A 24,751-nucleotide genomic window follows, 5' to 3' on the forward strand; every position below is an offset into this window, starting at 1 on the left:
TGAAGTCTCTTAGAAAAAGAAATATATAATAGTATATTTAACGATATGAAATATCGTTATCTACACCTATCCCTCTTTTTTGTCTTGTGCTTTTTTGCTTGCCAGCCTGCTGATGATTCCAGTCCGTTGATAGGCTTTGCAGATGCTTTTGAAGATGAGACAATTGGCCAGGCACGTGAAGGCTTTGTTGCGGCGCTTGCGGAACAGGGATTTAGTGAAAATGATAAAACTATTCGTATTCAGTACCGGAACGCCCAAGGGGATATTCCTACACTAACCCAGATGGTAAATTATTTTATTTCGGAGAAGGTCGATTTGATTGCTTCGAATACTACCTTGGCTACCATTACGGCTATTCAGCGTACATCTGAAATACCAGTTTTTATGATGGTTTCACCGGAGCCTAGCTTGATAAATGTTGTTGATGACGCCGGTGATGCACCAAAAAACCTGTTTGGTGTTGCTGAATCTTTAGATTATATCGACACAGCTTTTGCACTCATCCCAGAATTTGTGAAGCCTAAAAAGGATCAGATCGTTATTGGAATGGTTTATAACCAATCTGAACCACAATCAGTTAATGCTTTAGAACGGATGCGTGAAAATGCGCGGCAGTTGGGAGTTGTGATCGAAGCGTTGCCGCTGAATAATTCGGCTGAGGCACAATTGGTGACGACGTCTTTGCTTGATAAAGGGATCGATGCTTTTTTTGCGAATCCGGATAATACCGTTTTCGCTGCTTTTGAGACGATCGTGAAAAATTGTAATGAAAAGAATGTTCCAATCTTTACGAGTGAGTCGGGCTTGGTAGAACGTGGAGCAGTCGCAGCATTTGGAGCCGACATTTATGCGTGGGGGTATCAGGCGGGTATTCAGGCTGCCAAATTTTTGGAGGGTGATAAAGTTGGCCAATTAGCTATTGAGAGGGTAAAAGTACGAAAGCGAGTATTTAATCCCGATGCTGCTAAGCACTTTGGTTATACCTTTCCCGAAGGGTTTGAAGCAATATAAAATGGACTTGTATTTAACTGCACTTCTACAGGGTTTATGTCTTTCTGTTATGGCTTTAGGTATTTTTCTGACGCTGAAAATATTTAATATTCCGGATATCACAACAGATGGAAGCTATACATTGGGTGCAGCGATGGGTGCTCTGATGTTGACGAGCGATATGCCTCTCGTTTTTAGTTTTCTACTGGTTCTAACTTCAGGAGCTGTCGCAGGAATGTGTACCGGGTTGATTCATACGAAGTTGAAGATTGACCCCTTGTTGTCAGGAATTTTGGTGATGACGGGACTGTATTCAATAAACCTGACGATCATGGGTCGGTCAAACATCCCGTTAATCGGTGTCGAAACTCTTTTTAATCAATTTGAACTGATAGATAATCTGAACTTTAACACGCTGATCGTGTTGTCTGTAATTATTTTATTGTTTATTCTGATCATAACCTATGTTCTCAAGTCGGATTATGGTATTACGATGCGTGCTACGGGGCAAAGTGAGAATATGGTAAAAGCTCTTGGTGCGAATACAGACTCGGTGAAGATAATGGGTTTGGCATTTGCTAATGCACTGACTGCCTGTAGCGGATTTCTAATGGCGCAGTTCCAAGGTTTTTCGGACATCAATATGGGGATCGGTATCGTCATCGTTGGGTTGGGGTCAGTAATTATTGCCGGAACGATTATTCATTGGTTTGAAATCCAGTCGATCGTCATTAGTTTACTTCTAGTTTGCTTTGGCGCTATCATTTTCCAATTTGCATTGGCATTTACGCTAAGTATGGGGGTTGACCCCACTCTGCTGAAACTGACAACTGCTCTATTTGTATTGGCGATTGTAAGTTTACCACACCTTCAATTGAGGAGGAGGTTATCATGATTGAACTTAAAAATATTTCTAAAGTTTACAACAAAGGAAAGCCGAATGAAGTTACAGCACTGCGGCAGATTGATTTAAATATCAAGGCGAAGGATTTTGTTACCATAGTGGGTTCGAACGGTTCTGGTAAATCGACATTGTTAAATATTATTGCTGGAAGTATTCCTAGTTCGACAGGTACGATACGCATAAATGGGACCGACGTTAGTCGGCTACCTGAATACAAAAGAAGCAAATGGCTCGCCCGTGTTTTTCAAGACCCTCTACAAGGTACTGCTGGTGGATTGAATATCCTTGAAAATTTCCGTTTGGCTGCACTTCGGTCTTCCTCGAAAAAGCTAGCAATTGGTCTGAATAAGGACTTCGTAAAGACGGTCGAAGAAAAAGTAGCAGCTTTGGGACTGGGGCTGGAAAATAAACTGGAGCAATCGATGGGCAGTCTTTCGGGCGGCCAGCGACAAGCATTGAGTTTGCTCATGAGCGTTATGGCTGATCTGGATATCTTATTATTGGATGAACCTACAGCTGCGTTGGATCCGCGATCTGCGGCGACTGTATTGAGACTAACGGATCAGCTTGTTCAAGAGTATGGAATAACCGCAGTGATGGTGACACACAACATGAAAGAAGCACATCAATATGGTAAGCGTTTACTCGTTATGAAGGAAGGTGAGGTTTTTCAAGATATATCAGGCGAGACGAAGAAACAGCTGGAACTAACTGACATGTACGACTGGTTTGCTTAAAACAATTTGAGGTAAATAACCTTTAGTATAGTGTACAAAATGTTTTTTATGGAATATATTGATTACTATAAAGTATTAGGCGTAGATAAGTCAGCGTCGGCTGCCGAAATCAAAAAAGCCTATCGAAAACTAGCGCGGAAATATCACCCGGATCTGAACCCGAACGACAAGGAAGCGGAAAAGAAGTTTAAAGAAATCAATGAAGCAAATGAAGTGCTAAACGATCCTGAAAAACGTGCGAAATATGATCAATACGGCGAAAATTGGCAGCATGCCGATGCCTTCGAAGCTCAAAGACGATCCCAGCAGTCTAGCAGGGGACAGGGTTCTACCTATCAATCTGCTGGTAACCCTTTTGAAGGGTTCTCTGGATCAGCTGACTTTGGGCGAGGGGATTTCTCTGATTTCTTTTCGTCCATGTTTGGGCAGGCAGATGGTCGTGGCGGACGCTCGACTCAGTTTCGAGGAGGCGATTACCGCGCCGAATTGCACTTGAGCCTCAGGCAGGCTGCTGAAACACATAAACAAAGTTTAAACGTCGATGGAAAGGCAATTCGGATTACCGTACCGGCGGGTGTTGGCAATGGACAGGAAATAAAACTAAAAGGATACGGAGGCCCGGGGATAAACAATGGTCCTAACGGCGACCTGTATATTACATTTTTAGTCGCCGATGACCCCGTTTTCAAGCGTAGTGGGGATGATTTATTTGTAAATAAAGAAATCGACCTCTATACAGCCGTTTTAGGTGGTGAAATTACGGTTGAGACGCTGACCGGAAAGGTGAAACTGAAAGTTAAACCGGAGACTCAAAACAACGCAAAGGTGAAACTCAAAGGAAAAGGTTTTCCGGTATATAAAAAAGAAGGACAATTTGGTGATCTGATCATTGTCTATGATGTAAAAATCCCAACCAACTTGTCTTCTGAACAAAAGGAATTATTTAGGAAATTAGCAGAGATGAAATGAAGACATCAATTGTAAAAATCACTGAATATTGTAGCTATTGTCAAGCGGATCTCGACTTTGTCAATTCATTAGAAGAGATCGGGCTGATTGAAACATCGGTAATCGATGGCGAACGATTTATTCATGAGGATCAGCTGCGTGATCTTGATCGTTACGCAAACTGGCATTATGAAATGGAGATCAATATTGAAGGGATCGATGCGCTAAGGAATGCAGTCACAAAAATACAACATTTGCAATCCGAAATTTTATATCTCAAAGAGAAGCTCCGGATGTATGAACCTTAATGCTTTTTCTTTTAATGCGGTTCATTGCCACCGAAGCAGAGATATTTAAGTTCCATGAATTCATCCAGGCCATGCTTAGAACCCTCCCTGCCAATGCCTGATTGCTTAATTCCACCGAATGGTGCCGGAGCCGTAGAGACTAACCCGGTATTGATGCCCACCATGCCTGACTCGATAGCTTCGGCGACCCTCCAGCAACGATTTATATCCTGACTATAGAAATAAGCGGCAAGTCCAAATTCGGTTGAATTGGCGAGTTGAATTGCTTCATCTTCATTTTTAAAACGAAACAAAGCTATGACGGGGCCAAATGTTTCTTCGTTAGCCAATAACGCATCGGTCGGGACGTCAGCGATTACCGTAGGCTGAAAGAATAAGTCCTTAATTGCAGAACCTCCAGTTAATAGCTTTGCACCCTTTTTGATTGCGTCCGCGACATGTTGTTCTACTTTTTCCCGGCCTTTTTTATTGATTAAAGGACCGACTTGAACGTCTTTTTTTAATCCGTTTCCCGTTTTTAATGAGTTGACCGCAGTAGTCATCTTATCGGCGAATTTTTCAAATACTTTATCATGAACTAAAAACCGATTGGCTGCAACGCAGGTTTGCCCGGAGTTTCTAAATTTCGCGATGATTGCCCCTTCGACCGCCTTATCAAGATCAGCATCGTCAAATACAATGAAAGGCGCATTCCCTCCTAGCTCGAAAGATACTTTTTTGATTGTTTCTGAAGCTTGAGCCATGAGAATTTGTCCGACTGCAGTAGATCCAGTAAAAGATATTTTTCTGACAAGAGGGTTGGTGCTAAGTTCTTTGCCCATACCTGAGCTGTCTTTTCCGGTGACCACATTGAAAGTGCCCTTGGGGAAGCCTGCTTCCTCAGCTAACTTGGCTAAGGCCAGAGCTGTCAACGGAGTTTCTGATGCCGGTCTGATAACTACTGTGCAGCCGGCTGCTAACGCAGGGGCTACTTTTCGTGTTATCATTGCCAAAGGGAAATTCCAAGGAGTGATAGCCGAAGCGACGCCCACACCCTGTTTTATCGTAACAATGCGGTTGGCCGGATTGGGGGATGGTATAGTTTCTCCGTATGCTCGTTTCCCCTCTTCAGCAAACCAAGCAATAAAAGAAGCACCGTAGCTGATTTCCGCGTAGCTTTCGCTAATGGGCTTTCCGCTCTCTAGGGTGATTATCTCTGCGATTTTATCCTTGTTTTCATCGATCAGCCTGTCAAGTCGGCTCAAGAGGTCTCCACGGTTTTGAGCTGTCTCATGACGCCATGATAACCAAGCTTTATGAGCTGCTTTGATAGCTGATCGGGTTTCTTTGACAGACAGATCAGCCACTTCGGCAATTGCTTTGCCGTCAGCAGGGTTGATAACCGGGAAGCTTTTCTTACCTTTCTCCCATTTTCCGTTTATATATGATTGTTCGATAATCAGATTGTTGGCCTTTTTCATTTTGACGTTGTTCATTGTGAATTGCTGAGTGTGGTAAAATTGAATTATTTCAGCAATCGTTAAATTTAATAATTTAAACCAATAACTTTATAGCCGGTTTTATATGTCGAACACGGATGTTAAAGTATTTGTTTTCTTTTATTTTTAGTTTCCTATGCGTTGTTACCTATGCTCAAAGTGAAGCAGTGCAAGATACTCAAGCGGTTCGAAAGCCACTGACTTATTGGCAAAAGCGAGATTCGATACAACGTGCTGAAAGACTTGAGAAGCAGCGGATAGCGGATTCTATTAAGCATGTTCAGGACTCTTTGCAGATGGTCTGGTTAAAGCCGCCTGATCCAGATCGTCCCAACATGTTTTTAGATAGCTTGCGGGATCTCTATACGGTTAAGAATGGTGATTTCTTTACCTGGAATGAGCAATTTGCCAAAGATAAAAAGCAATTTCGCATTGCTCCGATCAAATTGCACCGAGATCAATGGATCATAGGGATTATTATTGCTTTGTTTGTTGTCCTGGCTGCAATTCGTATTAGCTACCCTAACGAGACCTTGGTGATGTTTCAGGGATTTTACAACAATCGTGTGCTTGCTCAGATTAGTAAAGAAGACAATCTTTTTAACTCTTGGCCGTTTATATTTCTCTATCTTCTTTTTGGCTTTACCATCGGGATGTTCTTGTTTTTGGTCAGTAAGTTTACCAGGCTAGGTGGGGTAACCGAGGGTATTAATCTTTATATCGCATTTTCTGTCAGCGTCTTGATTTTATTTACGGTCAAGATTGTTACAGTTCGGTTTCTAGGTTTCCTGTTCGATATTTCAAGATTAGTGAGGGAGTATGTTTCTATTCTTTACTTAAGTTATTTTAATGCCGCTCTGCTATTCTTGCCCATTGTACTTATCATGGCTTTTTCGTCAAGACTTCTTGCGAAATATTACATTGTTTTTGCGTTTATTTTGTTGGTTGGAATCTTTATTTTGCAGTTTTTGCGAGCGGGGAGTTCAATTTTTAAAACCTATTCACTTTCAAAGTTTTATTTAATTCTGTATCTTTGCGCCCTTGAAATAGGTCCAATTCTTATCTTGATAAAGATTTTGGGGTTTTAAAAAAATATGGAAATGCACGAACCAATAGAGGAAAGAGCAAAGAAAGTAAAAAGCATCTTGGTTACTTTGCCGAAGCCGGAAAATGAAAAATCACCCTATTTTGCTTTAGCAAAAAAGTACAATTTAAAACTTGATTTCAGAGCCTTTATCCACGTTGAGGGCGTCTCTGCTAGAGAATTTCGAAAAGAACGCACCAATTTGGCGGATTTTACAGCCATCATTTTTACGAGTAGAAACGCTGTTGATCATTTCTTTCGGATTTGCGAGGAAATGCGTTATGACGTGCCCTCCGATTTAAAATACTTTTGTTTATCAGAAACGATTGCCTTGTATCTTCAGAAATACATCCAGTATAGAAAGCGCAAGATCTTCTTTGGTAAGCAAACAGCGCAAGATTTGGAAGATATTTTAAAGAAGCACGCTAAAGAGAAATTTTTATTTCCTTGTTCAAACGTTGCGGGTGAGGAGACACAGAATTGGTTAGCCGATAATGGTTATGATTTCACGCCGGCTGTATTATTTAAAACGGTAGTGAGTGATCTGTCAGACTTGAAAGAGGTTTTTTATGATATTATTGTATTCTTTAGCCCCTCCAGTGTGCAGTCTCTTTTTGAAAACTTCCCTGATTTTGAACAAAACGATACACGCTTAGCTGCTTTTGGACCAAGTACACACCAAGCTGTTTTGGATAGAGGGTTGGTTCTTGACATAGCTGCCCCTACGCCTGAAGCACCCAGTATGACGATGGCAATTGAGCAATATGTTACTCAGGTTGTAAAGTAGTTAATCCTTATAGAACTTCTAAGGCTCTTGCGAGATGAAAAACTCTTGGAGAGCCTTTGTTTGTTTAAAGCTCAATACCTGTAGAAGCTCCTCTTCTTTAGCTTCGCGGATTTTCTTCACGGATTTAAATTTCCGAAGCAGTTTCTCAGCTGTAAGCTTTCCAATTCCTGGGATTGAGGTCAGTTCGGTCTGGAAAGTTTTTCTGCTTCGCTGATTCCTGTGAAATGTAATGCCAAATCTATGTGCTTCATCTCGTAGTTGCTGAATAATCCGCAGGGTTTCTGATTTTTTATCCAAATACATAGGGTAGGGGTCTCCAGGGTAATAGATTTCTTCCAGTTTTTTGGCGATACCAATGACAGTAAGTTCTTTCTCGATGCCAAGTTTTTTCAAGCTCTTCACGGCTGAAGAAAGTTGCCCTTTACCTCCATCAATTACAATTAGCTGTGGTAATGACTGGTTTTCTTCCAAAAGTCGTCTGTAGCGCCGGAAAACAGCCTCTTCCATGGTTTTAAAGTCGTCGGGCCCTTCTACGGTTTTCACGTTAAAATGACGATAATCTTTTTTCGAGGGGCGAGCGTTCTTGAAAACAACGATTGCGGAGACAGCGTATTTACCTTGAAAGTTGGAATTGTCAAAACACTCGATATGCCGGGGCTGTTCTTTCAAGCGGAGATCCTTTTTCATTCTGTCCAAAATTCGATTGGTGCGGATCTCTGGATTTAGTTTTTCATACTGTTCCAGTTTTTCCTTTTTGAAAAAGAGTACATTCTTTTGAGACAGATCCAGTAGTTTCCGCTTATCACCCTGTTTTGGAATGGTGAATTTTAGTTCTTCGGTATTATCTATTTCGATTGTAAAAGGAACGATGATTTCCCTAGAGTCACTTTCGAAACGACTACGAAGCTCAGAGATGGCGAGTGCGAGAAGTTCAGCGTCGCTCTCATCGAGCTTTTTCTTCATTTCGATCGTTTGCGTTTGTACGATTGTGCCATTCATTACTTTTAGGTAATTCACAAAAGCAACATCCCCTTCTGAAGCAATGCTAAATACGTCGACTTTGCTGAGCGAGGTACTGACAACAGTTGATTTACTTTGGTAGTTTGCGAGGAGATCAAGTTTTCGTTTAATGGTTTGTGCGTACTCAAAGCGAAGTTCCGCAATGGCCAATTCCAGTTCGCTCTTTAACCGGTTGATCACAATCGAAATTCTTCCCTGTAAAATATTTTCAATCTGCTCTAAATTAGCATCGTAATCCTCTTCGCTCTGCAAGCCTTCGCAAGGACCAAGACAGTTACCTATCTGATATTCAAGACAAACTTTGAATTTCTTCTTCTCGATATTGTCCTCCGTGAGTCTAAGATTGCACGTACGTAAAGGGAACAGTTCCTTGATAACATCCAATATAGCATGCATCATACTAACCGAAGCATAGGGGCCATAATATTTAGAGCCATCTTTAACGATTTTCCTTGTCCAGTAAATACGAGGAAATGGCTCATTTTTGATAACGATCCAGGGGTAGGTCTTGTCATCCTTCAGCATGACATTGTACCGAGGCTGATGTTTTTTTATCAAGCTGTTTTCCAACAACCATGCATCGATCTCTGTGTCAACCAACGTGAAAGTGATCTTGTTGATTTTTCGAACGAGTACCCTGGTTTTTGTGTTATTGTTCAGGTCGTTATTAAAATAGGAACCTACGCGGTTTCGAAGATCCTTAGCCTTTCCTATATAGATTAAATTATCGTTGGAGTCCCAGTACTGGTAGACACCGGGTTTATGTGGAATATTCTTTAGTGTTTCTCGATGATTAAATGTTGACATACGGATCTCCCTGATCCCAAAGTTAGAAAGCAAAAGCGATAATAATTACTAAAATGGGTTAAAATCTTCTCTTTAGTGTCATAATTCGCTTCTCTTTGACCATAAACCAATTACAATTGATATTTTTGTTTTAAATCATTCAAGATACTCATGCTGCGTAAACCGCTATTTATTTTCTATTTTCTTTTTTTCTATGCGATCATGCAGTTGATATGGTGGGGGGTACTCCTCGCACAGATCGCTCCAGAACGTAAAGCTATGTTTATCGGCGAAGGGCTTTTCTTTTTTGTTATATTCATCGGCGGTGCCATAAAATTGAAACAAGCCTTGAAGAGAGAGAAGAAGTTACATAAACAACAACACAATTTCATGCTCTCTGTTACCCATGAGCTCAAATCGCCGCTAGCGTCGATTAAACTTTATATCCAAACCATACTAAAAAGAGAACTGGATCGCGAACAGCAACAGCAATTTTTAAAGAACTCTTTGAAAGATATTGAGAGGCTCGATGATTTGGTGGAGAATGTTTTAATTGCTACCAAGTTGGAAAGTCAAAAGGTACAATTCCAGAAGGAGCAATTCAATCTTTCTGATGTGGTGACCAAAATATCCGAGCGCCTGCAGGTCTATTCATGTACCACACAAATTATCAAGTTAAATGTAGAGCCTGACATTTTTATTGTAGGAGATCATTTTGCCCTTTCTTCGATGATAACAAATCTACTTGAAAATGCAATTAAGTATTCACCTCCATGTGAACAGGTTGCCGTCAAACTGTATAAAGATAAAGGAGATATTGTGCTATCAGTAGCTGATTTTGGAATCGGAATCAGTGACGAAGAGAAAAAACGTATATTTAGTAAGTTTTATCGTGTAGGTAGTGAAGATACGCGAAAAACGAAAGGAACCGGACTTGGACTATATATTGTAAAAACGGTAGTTGACAGGCATTATGGTCATATTAAGGTGATAGATAACAAACCTACTGGAACCATTTTTGAGATAACTTTTAATTAGTAAATATGCAACATAGTAAACAAAAAATATTACTCGTTGAAGATGAGGAACATCTTTTAGAGGCTATTAAGCTCAATCTTGAGTTGGAAGGCTATAAGGTATCAACCGCTACGGACGGTAAGAAGGCATTGAAAATCTACAAAGAAGAACGTTTTAATCTGATCATTTTGGATGTCATGATACCAGAAATTGATGGTTTCCAGGTTGCGGAAACCATTCGTCTGGAGAACTCAGACATTCCTATTATGTTCTTAACCGCCAAGAATACAAGTGAGGATCGGGTTACAGGTTTAAAGAAGGGTGCCGATGACTATCTTGTGAAGCCGTTTAATTTGGAAGAGTTGATTCTGCGGGTAGGTATTCTTGTACGGAGGAGTCTGACAGGCGATGAGTTAAAAGAACTCACAACATACAAGATAGGTGATAAAACGATCGATTTTAAATCTTTCGAATTGCGTCAAGATAACGAGGTTGTGGCTGCATTAACAAAAAAGGAAACTATGCTGCTGAAACTTTTAATTGAGCGCCGTGGTGAAGCAGTGTCTAGGGAACAGATTTTGGAAACTGTATGGAACTATGACGTATATCCCTCTACACGAACAATTGATAACTTCATCCTGACGTTTAGAAAATATTTTGAACCCGATCAGAAAAACCCAATTTATTTCCATTCCATTCGCGGGGTAGGTTATAAATTTACTGATCCTAATAAAGATTAATGCTTACATCCAAGTGGCGGTGGACGATCATAGTAGTTGCAATGATGCTTTTAGCATGGAATCTCTACAATCGTTCTTATCAACTGGTTTATTTACTGGTGGCTTTAATAGCTTATACGATATGGTCGCACTTTAAGGAGGGTACGGTTGTATCAGCGTCACAAGCTTTTAAAGACAAGGAATATGATAAGGCCAGAATGCTGTTGGCCGATATTAAGAATCCTGAATATCTCCGTAAAAAACGTCGGAATTATTATGAATTTATAAGTGGTAGCTTGGCCTTGCAGTTGTTAGATGACGAGAAAGCCGAATATCACTTTCAGATTGCTTCACGTTTACCTTTTAGACGCCCAAATGATAAGGCAATTATCTTTGTCCATCTTGCTAATATTAATTTGAGGAAAAAGAATTATGAGCGTGTAAGAGCCTATTTAGAGAAGGCCTCCGAATTGGATGTGAGTTCAAGAATAGCACAAATAATTAATAGAATAGAAAACGAAATACCTAGAAAAAAGTGAGTCAAAAAGTAGAAAACAGTTTGTTTATCCGTGCAGCTCAGTCAAAGCAGACGGAACGACCGCCAGTTTGGATGATGAGGCAGGCAGGTCGCTTTATGCCTGAATATTGGGAAATAAAAAATAAATATTCATTCCTTGAGATGTGCAAAACGCCCGAGCTAGCGGCTGATGTTACGATGCTTCCGGTCGATTTATTAGATATCGATGCAGCTATCTTGTTTTCGGATATCCTAGTGACAGCTGAAGCAATGGGTGGTGATCTAAGCTTCGAACAGGGAGTAGGACCCCGTTTCTCGAATCCGGTACGAAATATGTCAGATGCGGAAGCTCTCCGTACAGATGTGATAGATAAACTTCAATATGTTGCAGAAGCTGTTAAAGAAACACAGCAAAGACTTAATGGACGGATTCCATTAATTGGTTTTGCCGGCGCCCCCTTCACAGTATTGAGTTATTTAATTGAAGGTGGATCTACGAAAGATTTTAAGAAAACAAAACAACTGTTACATAGTAATCCCGAACTAGCCCACTTTATTTTGGATAAGATTACAAAAGTTACGATCGACTACCTAAATATGCAGATTGATGCAGGAGTCAATGCATTACAGATTTTTGACAGTTGGGCGCAGGTTCTTTCCTGGGATGATTATACTGAGTTCTCTCATCGTTATATTAAAGAAATTATCTCAAATTTGAATCGGGACAACGTTCCGGTAATTTCCTTTGCAAAAGGGAGTTCGGTTTTCGCACCATTAATGGCTGAAGCTAAGCCTGACGTGATTTCAGTCGACTGGAATGCCGATCTTCGTTCGTTAAAAGAGTCCTTGCCTCAGAGTATTGCTGTTCAAGGAAATCTTGACCCTTTTATCTTTTACGCAGATAAAGAGGTCATAAAAAAGAGAATATATAAGTTGTTTGATAGCATGCGCGGTGTCGATGGTTACATTTTTAACTTAGGGCATGGCATTATGCCTGATTTCTCTTTTGATAAAGTAAAATATGCTGTCGATGCAATAAAAGAGTATCGATATTAATTAGAAATTTGGAATATAGGTTATAAGCTTTGATTTACTTATACGCTAAATCGATCCACATTATCTTCGTCATTTGTTGGATGGCCGGACTTTTTTATATAGTCCGGCTATTCGTTTATCATGCAGAAGCGAAGCAGAAAAGCGTCGGTGAATACAATGTATTGCACCGTCAGTTTCAAATAATGGAAAACCGGTTATGGTGGGTAATCACGACACCTTCTATGTACCTGACAATAATTGCCGGAATTGTGATGTTGATCGTTAATCCGGCGCTATTACAGGCTCCCTGGATGCATGTTAAACTTTGTTTCGTTCTTGCATTGATATTATATCATTTTAAATGTCAGCAGATTATTAAAAATCTTGCATTAGAGAAGAATCAATGGAACTCCTCACGTTTAAGGATGTGGAATGAGGTTTCCACAATCATACTGTTTGCGATTGTTTTTATTGTTGTCTTAAAGAGTGCTGTTAATTGGGTGTTTGGATTGGTAGGGCTGGTTTCTCTGGCAGTCATCTTAATGATTGCAATTAAGATGTATAAGCGCTATCGCGAAAAAAAGTCAGCACAAAAAGATTAGTGTGGTATGATAAACGATGAACTGTAATAGTCCATCAAGGTAAACCTGGCCTAATATAACACGTTGAATTTAAACTCTAGTGGTTGGAAGTTTTCGATCAATTCTTCGATAAGGCGATCTCCAAATTTTAGATAAAGTGGAGCGAAATTTTCAACTCTTTCTTGCAGAACACCCTTTGGGAATAATTTTTCCTTAATCAGGTCGATCTGTTCAAGTGCTTCGGCATAATTCTTCTGATCCGCCTTTAAAAGTTTCTTTTCGAGTCGATCAATAGCTTTTTTCAACCTAGCTTCTATCGCCTCTGCACTTGGCCCGAGTGTGGGATCGATTTTATGAGCTCGCAATTTAATTTTTTCAAAGATCGAATTGAACTCTCTCCACTCGTCATGAAGATTGAGTCGATGTTTGCTGTGAACGCGAACATATTCTTTTTTTAACTCGGATGGATCCTTAAAAAAGCTCTTATAGGTGAAGTTTAACCTGAATATCTTTTCGCTCAGTTCCCTACTTACAAACATGGCCGAGTTTCGCGGTATCAAAATGGGGAACTCGACCTGATAATAATCGAAAAGACTCTTTAATTGCAGCCAATAACTTATCTCAGCGCCGCCGCCTACGTAGGCTAGGTTTGGGAGAATTACCTCCTGGTATAACGGGCGCATAATCACATTTGGACTAAAGCGTTCGGGGTGTCGATCAATCTCGATTAATAGGGTTTCTTTTGTAAAGCTGATATCACTGTTAAGTACTTCATACTCGCCTTCCTTATTAAGGACGATGCGTTCTCTCACATTGTCTTTTAAATAAAAAAAGTTGATGTCACGGGCGTGAACCTGTGCTTTATAGCCATTCTGTTCCAGCTCTTTGCTGGTTTCAGAAACCTTTTTACTGCTATTTTGCTCTACAATATCTGCTGAAATAATCGGTGCTAGCAGACGTTTTAGCTCAGCTTGATCAGCATCAATGACTACAAGACCGTATTTCCCAAATAGCTGATCAACCATACTCCGCGTAGCATCAGCTAGGGTATCATGGCTCAGATAAGCTTTTTCAACGATCGACGCGAGTTTTTCGGAATTAGATGAGAGTCCTAAAATGTTTTGATAGGCCTTAACGGTTTCTTGGATGTCAGTCGTAGATAAGCGACCCGTTGCACCTGCAGCATCACGTTCCCAACGGATCGTGTTTTTGAAAAGATGTGTATGGTTAATTTCTTCAAAATCATGATCCTCAGTTGCCATCCAGTAAACCGGGACAAAATGATAATCAGGGAACTTGGCCTTTAGCTCTTGTGTTAACTTGATTGTTGAAGCTATTTTAAAAACGAAATAAAGCGGCCCGGTAAATAAATTCAGTTGATGACCTGTTGTAACAGTGAAAGTCTTCTTGTTTTTTAACAAATGAATATTCGCTAAAGATTCCTCTGATGAGTCTGGAGACGCTAGTTTCAATAAGCTGGAAACAAGAGTTTCTCGATGTTCAAAAGTCTCTCTGCTTTTGATTTTATCGTTGAATCCACCCTCCGTTGCTTTGTTAGAGTAAAAGCTGCGGAGCGATTGCTTGCCCTCAATATAATCTAAAAGGAGAGGAGAGAAGCTGAGTGTTTCGCGATAATCAATAGGAATAGCCTTCATTTTTTATTGTTTATTTTACAAAGGAACCATAAAGATCAAAATCCTCTGCACGATCAATTTTGATGTCTGCAAACCTGCCCAATGTTAAATAGTCATCTTGTCGTGATATCAAGACTTCGTTATCAACCTCTGGTGAGTCAAATTCTGTTCTACCTACATAATAGTCACCTTCAACTTTATCTATCATCACCTTGAAAACCTTGCCGACTTTTTGTTGATTCTTTTCGAAAGAAATATTCTGTTGTATATCCATTATTTCTTCAACACGAGCATCCTTTACTTCTCCAGGGACGTCATCTTCTAGTGAAAAAGCATGTGTGTTTTCCTCATGTGAATATGTGAAACAGCCTAAGCGGTCAAATTCTGTTTCGGCAACCCATTCCTTTAGTTCCTCGAAGTCTTTTTCTGTTTCCCCCGGATACCCACAAATCAAAGTTGTTCGGAGTGCAATTTCCGGGATGATATCCCGAATTGAGTTTACGAGATCGATGGTTTTCTGCTTGGTAATCCCTCTACGCATTGACTTCAGCATATTATCAGAAATATGTTGGAGCGGCATGTCCAGGTAGTTGCAAATATTGCTACGTTCTTTCATCACTTCAATGATATCCATCGGAAAACCTGAAGGGTAGGCGTATTGCAGCCGAATCCATTCGATCCCCTCGACATCAGAAAGATTTTTGAGTAGGTCAGACAGGTTCCTTTTCCCATACAGGTCTAAGCCGTAATAAGTAAGATCCTGCGCAATTAAAATCAGCTCTTTCGTTCCATTCTTAGCCAGATACTTGGCTTCCTGGACTAAAGCTTCAATAGGTTTTGACACGTGTTTACCTCTCATTAGCGGGATCGCGCAGAACGAACAGGGCCGATTGCAGCCTTCGGCGATCTTAAAATATGAGAAATGTGATGGTGTTGTTAAGAGACGCTCACCTACTAATTCGTATTTATAATCGGCTCCGACTGATTGCAAAAGTTCTTGTAAGTCATTGGTGCCAAAATAGTTGTCGATATTGGGTATTTCTTGTTGTAGCTCTGGTTTGTAACGTTCAGAAAGACAACCTGTAACAATAACCTTCTTTAATTTCCCTTGATCCTTCAATGCACTGTACTCGAGAATTGTATCGATCGACTCTTGTTTAGCATTATCTATAAAACCACATGTGTTAATAATAACGATATCATCTTCCCGGACATTCTCGTCTTCGTGTACCACTTCGATTTTGTTCCCTTTTAATTGCCCCATCAACACTTCACTATCATGTGTGTTTTTGGAACAACCTAAGGTTACCACATTTATTCTAGGTTTTTTTATATCAGCTCCCCCTTCTAATCTTGTCTTCATTTTATCTGTTAAATAATGAGTCTACGAACTCCTTTTTGTTGAATAACTCCAGGTCATTAATACTCTCGCCAACCCCGATATACTTGACCGGAATCTTAAATTGGTCTGAAACTCCGATTACCACACCGCCTTTCGCTGTTCCGTCAAGCTTAGTCAAAGCCAGAGCATTCACATCAGTCGCCTGCGTAAATTGTCTGCACTGTTCAATGGCATTTTGTCCGGTAGACGCATCTAAGACCAATAAAATCTCATGGGGAGCATCAGGGATTACTTTCCTCATAACATTTTTGATTTTAGTTAACTCATTCATAAGAGCAACTTTGTTATGTAATCTCCCAGCCGTATCAATGATAGCCACATCTTCGTTGTTTGCTACAGCTGATTGCAAGGTGTCGAACGCAACTGATGCTGGATCTGATCCCATGCCTTGATGAACAACACGTACTCCAACGCGCTCACCCCACAGTTTGATCTGGTCTACTGCTGCCGCTCTAAATGTATCAGCAGCACCCAAGACAACTTTATTCCCGTTCTCTTTTAATTTGTGTGCAAGTTTCCCGATCGTCGTTGTTTTTCCGACCCCGTTGACCCCTACGACCATGATCACATAGGGCTTACTTTTTCCATATTCAAATTCAGAAAAATCATCACTATTGTTTTCCGCTAATAGAGCCTGTATCTCGTCTCTCAGAATCTGGTTTAATTCAGAAGTATTGACATATTTATCGCGAGCAACCCTGGCTTCAATTCGTTCGATGATTTTAAGAGTCGTTGTTACGCCTACATCAGATGTAACCAGAATTTCTTCTAGCTCATCAAGAACTTCATCATCTACAGTTGACTTGCCAACAACTGCTTTCGAAATTTTTGAAAAGAAACCTTCCTTTGTCTTCTCCAGCCCCTTGTCCAGAGCCTCTTTCATCTCGACAGTAGGTTTTTCCTTTTTCTTAAAAAAATCAAATAATGCCATGGTGCTTTTAAAAGTTATTTGTGATAAAGATAGGAAATTTGCAACTGCATAAAAGCAAAAAAGCCCTTCCAGATTGAAATTGGAACGGCTTAAAGTAAAGTTCTATGTTAGTCTATTGCTCCGTTGGAGTTTCAACGATTTCTTTAGCAACTTCTACCGCATCTTTGATATGATCGTTATGTGCGATAAGCTCTTTGAAAGAGTAAGCTCCGGTCTTAGGAGAGCGAACAGCTGTAATAACTTTTGTATAATCTTTTCCTTTTCCTGTTTTTAAGGATGCTACCGATTTCTTTGCCATTTCTTTATGTCTTTATGCGTTTACACGCTTAATAAAAAAGATGTTTATTTAATTTCTTTATGAACAGTAACTTTACGCAATACTGGATTGAATTTTTTCAACTCCAGGCGCTCGGTTGTGTTTTTCTTGTTTTTTGTAGTAATGTAACGAGACATTCCCGGCATACCACTTTCTTTGTGTTCAGTGCATTCTAAAATTACTTGAACTCTGTTACCTTTTTTAGCCATTATTGTATTTCTTAGATTTCGATCCTAATTAACAAAAGTGAATCGAAAAGTTTATTTTAAGATTCCGAAAAGCATAAGTGTGAGCAAATGCTAAACGTATCCCTTTTTGATAAATTTATTAATAACTGCGGAAATCCCTAGTTTATTGATTGTTTTGATTGCAGAGGTTGATACTTTTAAAGTAATCCAACGATCTTCTTCTGGGATATAAAACCTTTTTGTTTGAAGATTTGGGTAAAATCTACGAGTGGTCTTAACATTTGAGTTAGAAACTCTATTTCCTTTTAGTGCTGATTTTCCAGTTAAATCACAAACTCTTGCCATGACTAATGCTATTTCGTTCTAATATAATACTCTACTATTTTAAAGAGTGTGCAAATATCGATAATTGTTTTTGATTATGCAATAGAATTTTAAATTGTATTTTATTTATTGACAGTGCAAATGCAAATATCGTCGATAATTTTAACACTGTCCAAAAAGTTCGCGCTTTCTTATGTATTCCTGAAAGTATCATCGATCCCAGACGAAGTTCTTAATAGGTTAAACAGTGCGATGTTGATTTTTCGGGTACGATAACGTTTCACTTAAACTTAAACAAGCAAACATGATTTGCTTTTGGAATTTTATTCTTAAATTTAAAAATTCTAGAACCTAATCTACAATACACAAACAATAAAAGAACAGTAAAAAATAACCATGGAACTAAAAGTAAAAGATTTTGATGATTACCAAAAAACCTATGAACGTAGTATTAACAACCCAGAAGAATTTTGGGCAGAAGTAGCTGAGACGTTTTTCTGGAAGAAAAAATGGACGAACGTGTTGAGTTGGGATTTTAAAAAGCCCGACATCAAGTGGTTTGAAAATGGTAAACTCAATATCACAGAGAACTGCTTAGACAGACATATCTATAAGAATGGCGATAAACCTGCAATTATTTGGGAACCTAATGATCCTAGTGAAGCGGCTCGTATTTTAAGCTATAAGCAGTTGCTTGAAAAAGTCGAGCAGTTTGCCAATGTTCTCAAAAATAACGGAGTTCGTAAAGGTGACCGGGTATGCGTCTATTTGCCAATGGTGCCGGAGCTGCCCATAGCAATTTTAGCCTGTGCCAGAATTGGAGCTATCCATTCCGTTGTTTTCGGAGGGTTCTCCGCACAGTCCATTTCGGATAGAATTAATGACGCGCAGTGTTCATTGGTGATTACAGCTGACGGTGGGTTTAGAGGTACGAAGACGATCGAATTAAAAAGCATTGTAGATGATGCTCTGGTGACCTGTTCGAGTGTAAAAAAGGTGATCGTGTTGACGCGCGCACGGATTGGTGTCTCCATGATCAAAGGTCGTGATGTATGGTGGGAAGACGAAATACATAAAGTAGAAAGTCAGGGCAACCCTCCATGCCCAGCCGAAGAGATGGACGCAGAAGACACCTTATTTATTTTATATACTTCAGGGTCTACCGGAAAACCTAAGGGGGTTGTTCATACTACCGGAGGCTACATGGTCTATACAGGTTATACCTTTAGTAATGTCTTCCAGTATAACCCAGAAGAAATCTTCTTTTGTACTGCCGATATTGGCTGGATTACCGGTCACTCCTATATAGTATACGGACCTTTGTCACAAGGAGCTACATCGGTCATGTTTGAAGGCATACCTAACTGGCCAGATGCTGGTCGCATGTGGGATGTCGTAGCAAAACATCAAGTGAATATCTTATACACGGCGCCGACGGCTATACGCTCGCTGATGGCTGCAGGGGATGAGTTTGTTGACGGTAAAGATCTAAGTTCGATTACTAAACTTGGATCTGTTGGTGAGCCTATCAACGAAGAAGCCTGGAATTGGTTCAATGAAAAAGTAGGTAAAGGCAAGGCTCCAATTGCTGATACATGGTGGCAAACCGAGAATGGAGGAATCTTGATCAGCCCGATTGCTGGAGTAACACCAACAAAACCAGGCTATGCTATGCTTCCTTTACCTGGAGTACAGCCTGTTTTGGTTGATGAAAATGGAAAGGTTCTGGAAGGGAACGGTGTTTCGGGAAACCTATGCATCAAGTTCCCTTGGCCTGGAATGTTAAGAACAACATGGGGAGATCATGAGCGTTGCCGACAGACTTATTTTTCAACCTATGAAAATATGTATTTCACCGGTGATGGTTGTTTAAGAGATGAAGATGGTCACTATCGCATCACAGGTCGCGTAGATGACGTTCTCAATGTATCCGGACATCGTATCGGCACAGCTGAACTGGAGAATGCGATCAACATGCACAGTGATGTTGTTGAATCCGCTATTGTAGGTTATCCTCACCCGGTTAAAGGACAAGGGATTTATGCTTTTGTGATCCTAGACAATGTGCACCATGATGAAGATTTAACAAGAAAAGATATCAATGCTACCGTTTCGCGAATTATCGGCGCTATTGCAAAGCCAGATATTATTCAATTTGTATCCGGCTTGCCAAAAACAAGATCCGGCAAAATCATGAGACGAATACTTCGTAAAATCGTTGAAGGAGATTTAGGCAATTTAGGAGACACCTCCACATTACTAGACCCTTCTGTTGTAGACGAGATTAAAGAGGGCGCGGCCAAAATGAAATAATTTACTGAATTGTTACAAACAAATCCTTACTGATCATGTTCTTTTAGTAGAATTAACAGAATATTTTAACTTTTTAAAATAAAACAAAATGTCAAATTTAAAATTAAAAGGAACTTGGAATGAGATTAAAGGAAAAGCAAAACAGTCATACGCCGATTTGACGGATGATGATTTGTTATACGAAGAAGGAAAAGAAGATGAGTTGTTAGGCCGCTTGCAGAAGAAAACGGGAAAAACTCGTGATGAAGTAGTTAATTGGCTTAATGAATTATAGTCAGATTTTCCTGATTCAAAAGAAAAGCGCCGCGACTTTTATTAGTTGCGGCGCTTTTCTTTTCTTAAATTCGTAGCATGACAAAAACAAAATCGTCTTCACCACAAAGACCTACGATATTGGTTGTTAATGATGATGGGATTACAGCTCCGGGTATCAAAGTTCTTCTGGAAGAAATGCAGAAGATCGGCGATGTGACCGTTGTTGCCCCTGATAGTCCCCAGTCGGGAATGGGACATGCTATTACAATCGGTAAACCACTGCGAATTGATAAAGTGAATTTATATCCGGGTGTAAAAATGTACCGATGTTCCGGCACTCCTGTCGACTGTGTAAAACTGGCTGTCAATAAAATCTTTAAGGGCAAGTCGCCCGATATCTGTGTTTCAGGAATTAATCACGGACTCAATAATTCTATTAATATTCTTTATTCAGGCACTATGTCGGCTGCTGTCGAAGGAGCCATAGAAGGTATCCCTTCAATTGGGTTTTCTTATGATGATTTTGCGCATGACGCCGATTTTGAAGGTTGTCGTCCTTTTGTGAAAAGCATTACCGAAGTGGTGCTAAAACATGGTTTGCAAAAAGGTACACTATTAAATGTAAACTTTCCCAAAGTCCAACAGATAAAGGGCGTACGGGTGTGTCGACAAGCAAATGCTAAATGGGCGGAAGAATTTGATGAGCGTGTTGATCCCTACCAGCGAAGCTATTTTTGGTTGACAGGAGTTTTCGTTTCTACGGATCATGGTGAAGACACAGATGTTTGGGCATTAAAAAATGGATACGCGTCACTTGTGCCAGTTCAGTTTGACATGACAGCACATCATGCGATTCCTGAGTTAAACTCTTGGTCTTTCAACGTCAATAGCAATGAGGTTCCTGCGGGCACCAATGAAAATAAAAGCGAGGAAGAACCCTTCGGTGCTAACCCGGGATTAGGATAATATATTGAAAAGGGATAATTTCTATTTCGGCACCCTCGTGGGATTAATCCTACCCTTGGCTTCTTATCTACTAATATGGGGCAACTTGTTTGCTATTCAGAAGCCGTTAGCTGTTTTTGCCGTCGTTGGTTTACTGAATCTTTTACTCATGCGTTATTTTTATCATTTTCAATTGAGTAAAAGCGCGCAGGGCGTAATTTTCAGTACTTTCATCGCATTGCTGTTTTTGTTATTTTTGAGTAATCTTCCTTTAAGTATCTGATACATGAACTACTATCTCATAGCCGGTGAAACGTCAGGCGATTTACACGGTGCAAATTTAATACGTGCTCTAAAGAAGCTAGATACTCAAGCATCTTTTCGCTTTGTTGGCGGAGATTCTATGGAGAAAGAGGCAGATAAAAAAGCAGTGATCCATACTTCTGTTATGGCTTTTATGGGTTTCGTGGAAGTGCTGGCGAACATTTTTACGATTCTGAAGAACCTGAAGCGGGTAAAAAAAGATTTACTTAACCATCGTCCTGACGCGTTGATCCTAATCGATTTTCCGGGTTTTAATCTGAAAATCGCTGAATTTGCCAAGAAAAATAACATCCGGGTTTTTTATTATATCTCTCCGAAAGTATGGGCCTGGAACCAGAAAAGAGTTCTAAAAATCAAGAAGGTAGTAGATCATATGTTTTGCATATTACCCTTTGAAGTAGATTTTTACAAAAAATGGGGAATGAAGATTGATTATGTTGGAAATCCCTTGCTCGATGCCATTAGCCGTTTTGAGCCAGAAGAAGATTTTAAGGAAAAATGCGGATTGTCGTCAAAACCGATTGTTTCCCTGTTACCCGGTAGCCGGAAAATGGAAATATCGAAACATCTGCCGCTTATGGCATCTCTACCCAAGTATTTTCCAGAATATCAGTTTGTCATAGCAGGAGCGCCTAACTTTTCGGAGAGCTATTATCAAAATTTTTTCAGTGGAGATAGACTACCTGTTGTTTTCAATCATACCTACGATTTGCTAAGCCATTCAGAAGCTGCGGTTGTGGTCAGTGGCACTGCGACCTTAGAAACCGCTCTGTTTCATGTACCTCAAGTTGTAGTCTATAAGGCTAATGCACTGTCGATTTGGTTGGGCAGGATGTTGATCAAGGTCAAATATATCTCATTGGTTAATCTGATTATGAATGTACCGGTTGTTCGTGAGCTTATTCAGGATGAATATAATCTAGACTTGGTAAAGGATGAAGTGGATCGTTTGCTTCACAACGAGTCTTACCGGGTAAATATGCTTCAGAACTACAGAGCGTTAGACCATAAAATGGGTGAGGTTGGAGCATCAGAAAGAACAGCGAAATTAATTGTAGGCTATCTTTCATAAATAGTCGGTTTCATAGATTAAAATTTCTATCTTCAAAAAAAATAAATAATACATAATAAGTTTAAGGTATGAAAATAAAACTACCATTTGCATTCCTGTTTGTTACCCTTATTGTTATAGCAAGTTGCACAGCTGTCAAGAATGCAGATGATGTGGAGTACTCCAATATCGTATTTATCGATTCGGCTGACACCGAACTTGATATTGTCAGAAAAGCAGCGAATGTTCGTCCGTCTGAAAAACAGCTGGCGTGGCAAAAATATGAATTGACTGCGTTCTTTCATTATGGAGTCAACACCTTTACAGGACGTGAATGGGGTACGGGTAAGGAAGATCCCGCAATTTTCAATCCTACGGATCTTGATGTTGATCAGTGGGTAAAAACCATGAAAGATGCAGGTTTTAAATTAGCGATTCTAACCGCTAAGCACCACGATGGCTTTTGTTTATGGCCTTCGGAGCAAACAGAACATTCCATAAAGAACAGTCCTTATCAGGATGGTAAAGGCGATATCGTCAAAGAGTTTACCGATGCTTGTAAAAAATACGGTATAAAAGCTGGAATTTATCTTTCACCTTGGGACATGAACCACCCCACTTACGGAGATTCGCCCGCTTATAATGAAGTTTTTCGTCAGCAGTTGACTGAATTGCTGAGTAATTATGGACCCATTGATGAAGTTTGGTTTGATGGAGCTAATGGAGAAGGTCCGAATGGGAAGACGCAAGAGTATGATTTCCCATCATATTATCAATTGATTAATGAATTACAACCCAATGCAGTGATCGCGATTATGGGACCTGACGTGCGTTGGGTTGGTACCGAGACCGGCTACGGTCGTCTAACAGAATGGAGCGTTGTTCCCACTGATGGGACAACGATTGATAAGGTAGCGGCTGAGTCTCAAAGTCAGGTAAGTTTCGCTCCTAAGAAAGACCTGCGTGGTGAGGATCTCGGAAGCCGAAGTGTTATCAAAGATGCTAGCGGTTTGGTTTGGTACCCTGCAGAAACCGATGTCTCGATCCGTCAAGGCTGGTTCTTTCATGAAGATCAGGAACCTAAAAGTCTGGAAAAGCTACTTGATATTTATGTGAGTTCAGTTGGAAGAAACGGCGTGCTGTTGTTAAACGTACCACCTGATAAACGTGGCAGAATCCACGAAAAGGACAGTTTGGTATTAGCTGAATTTGGAAAAATAATCAAAGATGTGTTCAGTATCAACCTGATTAAGGATGCAGAAGTTACTGGTGATGGAAAGAACCTTAACAGTTTGCTGGATGATGACTTCGATAGCTATTGGACGACCAATTCTGAGTCTGACACAACAGCAACTATCGAATTTGAAGCAGATCAACCGGTTGAATTCAATACAGTCCAGCTACAGGAATACATCGCTTTAGGACAGCGGGTGGAATCCTTTGTCGTAGAATACTGGAATGAAAATGCCTGGGAAACAGCAGGAGAGGGGACAACCATTGGGTACAAGCGGATCCTGAATTTTGACCCGGTTACAAGTTCCAAAATACGCTTGCGAATCACTTCATCAAGGTTGAATCCAAGGTTAAGTAGCTTTGGTTTATTTAATATGCCGCAGTTCAGTTCTAACGAAAATCCTTAAAGGATGTACGAGTATAAGAGCCAGGAACAGCATGGTCACCTGTCTCAAAATTAAAGTTGACTACATTCACGGAATCCAATTCTGTAAATGCGTAAGTGGCTTCTACCAAATAGCTATTCGCCCCGGCCGATCCGATACTTTGGGTCAGGTGCGTTGCATTATCTATGAAAACATTCAACGTGTCATTGCTGCGTTCTCCTAAGCGGATTAAGATTTCCGGATACTTTGTATTCAGCGCGTCAACATACCCGTCTCCGTCGGGTGTGAAACCAGAGTTGTCCGGGTTTTCGATAATATTAAAACGAGCAGCTTCTTCATCGAAAACTACCACGTATGGTAGTGCTGGCGGGGTCAGGTCAACATAAGATGTCGTATCGACAATAGAAGCACTATCGATAACTACTACAGAATCTTGCTCCTGCTCGTCTTGATTATTTTCACTTACACAAGCAGTCAGGATTAGCGATACCGACAAGACTGATAAAAGTGAGTAGTTCAGGGTCTTCATGATTTCGTT

26 protein-coding genes are annotated in these 24,751 nt (G+C 40.2%); 17 read left to right on the top strand and 9 right to left on the bottom strand.

The window, feature by feature from the left end:
• Positions 1 to 45: 45 nt before the first annotated feature.
• From D3P12_RS05075 to D3P12_RS05095, 5 genes are read left to right on the top strand one after another with little or no spacing between them, the layout of a single operon-like run.
• Positions 46 to 1,011, top strand: a complete 966-nt coding sequence (locus D3P12_RS05075) for an ABC transporter substrate-binding protein (protein ID WP_118193982.1) — start codon at positions 46 to 48, stop codon at positions 1,009 to 1,011.
• A 1-nt stretch (position 1,012) separates the two neighbouring features.
• Positions 1,013 to 1,885 (top strand): ABC transporter permease, encoded by an 873-nt coding sequence (locus D3P12_RS05080; RefSeq protein WP_118193983.1) that lies wholly within the window; start codon positions 1,013 to 1,015, stop codon positions 1,883 to 1,885.
• Positions 1,882 to 2,631, top strand: coding sequence for an ABC transporter ATP-binding protein (locus D3P12_RS05085; protein ID WP_118193984.1), 750 nt, complete (start codon positions 1,882 to 1,884; stop codon positions 2,629 to 2,631). The genes D3P12_RS05080 and D3P12_RS05085 overlap by 4 nt, the downstream gene beginning before the upstream one ends.
• A gap of 48 nt (positions 2,632 to 2,679) precedes the next feature.
• Complete coding sequence (locus D3P12_RS05090) at positions 2,680 to 3,600, top strand: DnaJ C-terminal domain-containing protein (protein ID WP_118196974.1); 921 nt, start codon at positions 2,680 to 2,682, stop codon at positions 3,598 to 3,600.
• On the top strand, positions 3,597 to 3,887 hold the full coding sequence (locus D3P12_RS05095; protein WP_118193985.1) for a chaperone modulator CbpM: 291 nt from the start codon (positions 3,597 to 3,599) through the stop codon (positions 3,885 to 3,887). Before D3P12_RS05090 ends, D3P12_RS05095 begins: the two co-directional genes overlap by 4 nt.
• An 11-nt stretch (positions 3,888 to 3,898) precedes the next feature.
• Here D3P12_RS05095 and D3P12_RS05100 read toward each other — a convergent pair whose 3' ends face one another.
• Entirely contained in the window at positions 3,899 to 5,347 is a 1,449-nt protein-coding gene (locus tag D3P12_RS05100) for an NAD-dependent succinate-semialdehyde dehydrogenase (RefSeq protein ID WP_118196975.1), read from the bottom strand.
• 116 nt (positions 5,348 to 5,463) lie between these two features.
• On the opposite strand from D3P12_RS05100, the gene D3P12_RS05105 reads away from it, so the two are divergent.
• Both D3P12_RS05105 and D3P12_RS05110 read left to right on the top strand, forming a co-directional pair.
• Entirely contained in the window at positions 5,464 to 6,453 is a 990-nt protein-coding gene (locus D3P12_RS05105; protein ID WP_118193986.1) for a DUF4271 domain-containing protein, read from the top strand.
• Between the two features lie 12 nt (positions 6,454 to 6,465).
• On the top strand, positions 6,466 to 7,236 hold the full coding sequence (locus D3P12_RS05110) for a uroporphyrinogen-III synthase (RefSeq protein WP_118196976.1): 771 nt from the start codon (positions 6,466 to 6,468) through the stop codon (positions 7,234 to 7,236).
• Between the two features lie 18 nt (positions 7,237 to 7,254).
• Here the strand turns inward: D3P12_RS05110 and uvrC are convergent, their stop codons facing one another.
• Positions 7,255 to 9,063 (bottom strand): excinuclease ABC subunit UvrC, encoded by a 1,809-nt coding sequence (uvrC, locus tag D3P12_RS05115; RefSeq protein ID WP_118193987.1) that lies wholly within the window; start codon positions 9,061 to 9,063, stop codon positions 7,255 to 7,257.
• Positions 9,064 to 9,216: 153 nt separating this feature from the next.
• On the opposite strand from uvrC, the gene D3P12_RS05120 reads away from it, so the two are divergent.
• The 5 genes from D3P12_RS05120 to hemJ are packed head-to-tail and all read left to right on the top strand — an operon-like array spanning position 9,217 to position 12,932.
• Positions 9,217 to 10,080, top strand: a complete 864-nt coding sequence (locus D3P12_RS05120) for a sensor histidine kinase (RefSeq protein ID WP_118196977.1) — start codon at positions 9,217 to 9,219, stop codon at positions 10,078 to 10,080.
• Positions 10,081 to 10,085: 5 nt separating this feature from the next.
• Positions 10,086 to 10,799, top strand: a complete 714-nt coding sequence (locus D3P12_RS05125; RefSeq protein ID WP_118193988.1) for a response regulator transcription factor — start codon at positions 10,086 to 10,088, stop codon at positions 10,797 to 10,799.
• Positions 10,799 to 11,317 (top strand): hypothetical protein, encoded by a 519-nt coding sequence (locus D3P12_RS05130; protein ID WP_118193989.1) that lies wholly within the window; start codon positions 10,799 to 10,801, stop codon positions 11,315 to 11,317. Before D3P12_RS05125 ends, D3P12_RS05130 begins: the two co-directional genes overlap by 1 nt.
• Positions 11,314 to 12,351, top strand: a complete 1,038-nt coding sequence (gene hemE / locus D3P12_RS05135; protein ID WP_118193990.1) for a uroporphyrinogen decarboxylase — start codon at positions 11,314 to 11,316, stop codon at positions 12,349 to 12,351. Before D3P12_RS05130 ends, hemE begins: the two co-directional genes overlap by 4 nt.
• Positions 12,352 to 12,380: 29 nt before the next feature.
• Positions 12,381 to 12,932, top strand: coding sequence for a protoporphyrinogen oxidase HemJ (gene hemJ, locus D3P12_RS05140; RefSeq protein WP_118193991.1), 552 nt, complete (start codon positions 12,381 to 12,383; stop codon positions 12,930 to 12,932).
• A gap of 50 nt (positions 12,933 to 12,982) precedes the next feature.
• Here the strand turns inward: hemJ and bshC are convergent, their stop codons facing one another.
• From bshC to rpmB, 6 genes are all read right to left on the bottom strand, one after another.
• Positions 12,983 to 14,566 (bottom strand): bacillithiol biosynthesis cysteine-adding enzyme BshC, encoded by a 1,584-nt coding sequence (gene bshC / locus D3P12_RS05145; protein WP_118193992.1) that lies wholly within the window; start codon positions 14,564 to 14,566, stop codon positions 12,983 to 12,985.
• A gap of 10 nt (positions 14,567 to 14,576) precedes the next feature.
• Positions 14,577 to 15,908, bottom strand: a complete 1,332-nt coding sequence (gene rimO, locus D3P12_RS05150) for a 30S ribosomal protein S12 methylthiotransferase RimO (protein WP_118193993.1) — start codon at positions 15,906 to 15,908, stop codon at positions 14,577 to 14,579.
• Between the two features lies 1 nt (position 15,909).
• Entirely contained in the window at positions 15,910 to 16,878 is a 969-nt protein-coding gene (ftsY, locus tag D3P12_RS05155) for a signal recognition particle-docking protein FtsY (protein ID WP_118193994.1), read from the bottom strand.
• Positions 16,879 to 16,990: 112 nt separating this feature from the next.
• On the bottom strand, positions 16,991 to 17,176 hold the full coding sequence (locus D3P12_RS05160) for a DUF4295 domain-containing protein (RefSeq protein ID WP_118193995.1): 186 nt from the start codon (positions 17,174 to 17,176) through the stop codon (positions 16,991 to 16,993).
• Positions 17,177 to 17,220: 44 nt separating this feature from the next.
• On the bottom strand, positions 17,221 to 17,403 hold the full coding sequence (gene rpmG / locus D3P12_RS05165) for a 50S ribosomal protein L33 (RefSeq protein ID WP_074490316.1): 183 nt from the start codon (positions 17,401 to 17,403) through the stop codon (positions 17,221 to 17,223).
• Between the two features lie 90 nt (positions 17,404 to 17,493).
• The gene (gene rpmB / locus D3P12_RS05170) at positions 17,494 to 17,727 is read right to left on the bottom strand and encodes a 50S ribosomal protein L28 (protein ID WP_118193996.1); all 234 of its coding nucleotides are present in this window, start codon (positions 17,725 to 17,727) and stop codon (positions 17,494 to 17,496) included.
• Between the two features lie 375 nt (positions 17,728 to 18,102).
• Here rpmB and acs point away from each other — a divergent pair, with 375 nt between their 5' ends.
• From acs to D3P12_RS05195, 5 genes are all read left to right on the top strand, one after another.
• Positions 18,103 to 20,019 carry an acetate--CoA ligase gene (acs, locus tag D3P12_RS05175; RefSeq protein ID WP_118193997.1) on the top strand — a complete coding sequence of 639 codons (1,917 nt, stop codon included), beginning with the start codon at positions 18,103 to 18,105 and terminating at the stop codon, positions 20,017 to 20,019.
• Positions 20,020 to 20,107: 88 nt separating this feature from the next.
• Positions 20,108 to 20,293 carry a CsbD family protein gene (locus D3P12_RS05180; RefSeq protein WP_118193998.1) on the top strand — a complete coding sequence of 62 codons (186 nt, stop codon included), beginning with the start codon at positions 20,108 to 20,110 and terminating at the stop codon, positions 20,291 to 20,293.
• Positions 20,294 to 20,370: 77 nt separating this feature from the next.
• On the top strand, positions 20,371 to 21,240 hold the full coding sequence (gene surE / locus D3P12_RS05185; RefSeq protein WP_118193999.1) for a 5'/3'-nucleotidase SurE: 870 nt from the start codon (positions 20,371 to 20,373) through the stop codon (positions 21,238 to 21,240).
• Positions 21,241 to 21,505: 265 nt separating this feature from the next.
• Complete coding sequence (lpxB, locus tag D3P12_RS05190) at positions 21,506 to 22,615, top strand: lipid-A-disaccharide synthase (RefSeq protein WP_118194000.1); 1,110 nt, start codon at positions 21,506 to 21,508, stop codon at positions 22,613 to 22,615.
• A 68-nt stretch (positions 22,616 to 22,683) separates the two neighbouring features.
• Positions 22,684 to 24,234 (top strand): alpha-L-fucosidase, encoded by a 1,551-nt coding sequence (locus tag D3P12_RS05195; protein WP_118194001.1) that lies wholly within the window; start codon positions 22,684 to 22,686, stop codon positions 24,232 to 24,234.
• On the opposite strand, the gene D3P12_RS05200 is transcribed toward D3P12_RS05195, so the two are convergent.
• The gene (locus tag D3P12_RS05200) at positions 24,218 to 24,742 is read right to left on the bottom strand and encodes a hypothetical protein (RefSeq protein ID WP_118194002.1); all 525 of its coding nucleotides are present in this window, start codon (positions 24,740 to 24,742) and stop codon (positions 24,218 to 24,220) included. The genes D3P12_RS05195 and D3P12_RS05200 overlap by 17 nt on opposite strands.
• Positions 24,743 to 24,751 lie beyond the last annotated feature (9 nt).

The sequence above is a fragment of the Pedobacter indicus genome (assembly GCF_003449035.1).
In the GTDB taxonomy this organism is placed as follows: domain Bacteria; phylum Bacteroidota; class Bacteroidia; order Sphingobacteriales; family Sphingobacteriaceae; genus Albibacterium; species Albibacterium indicum.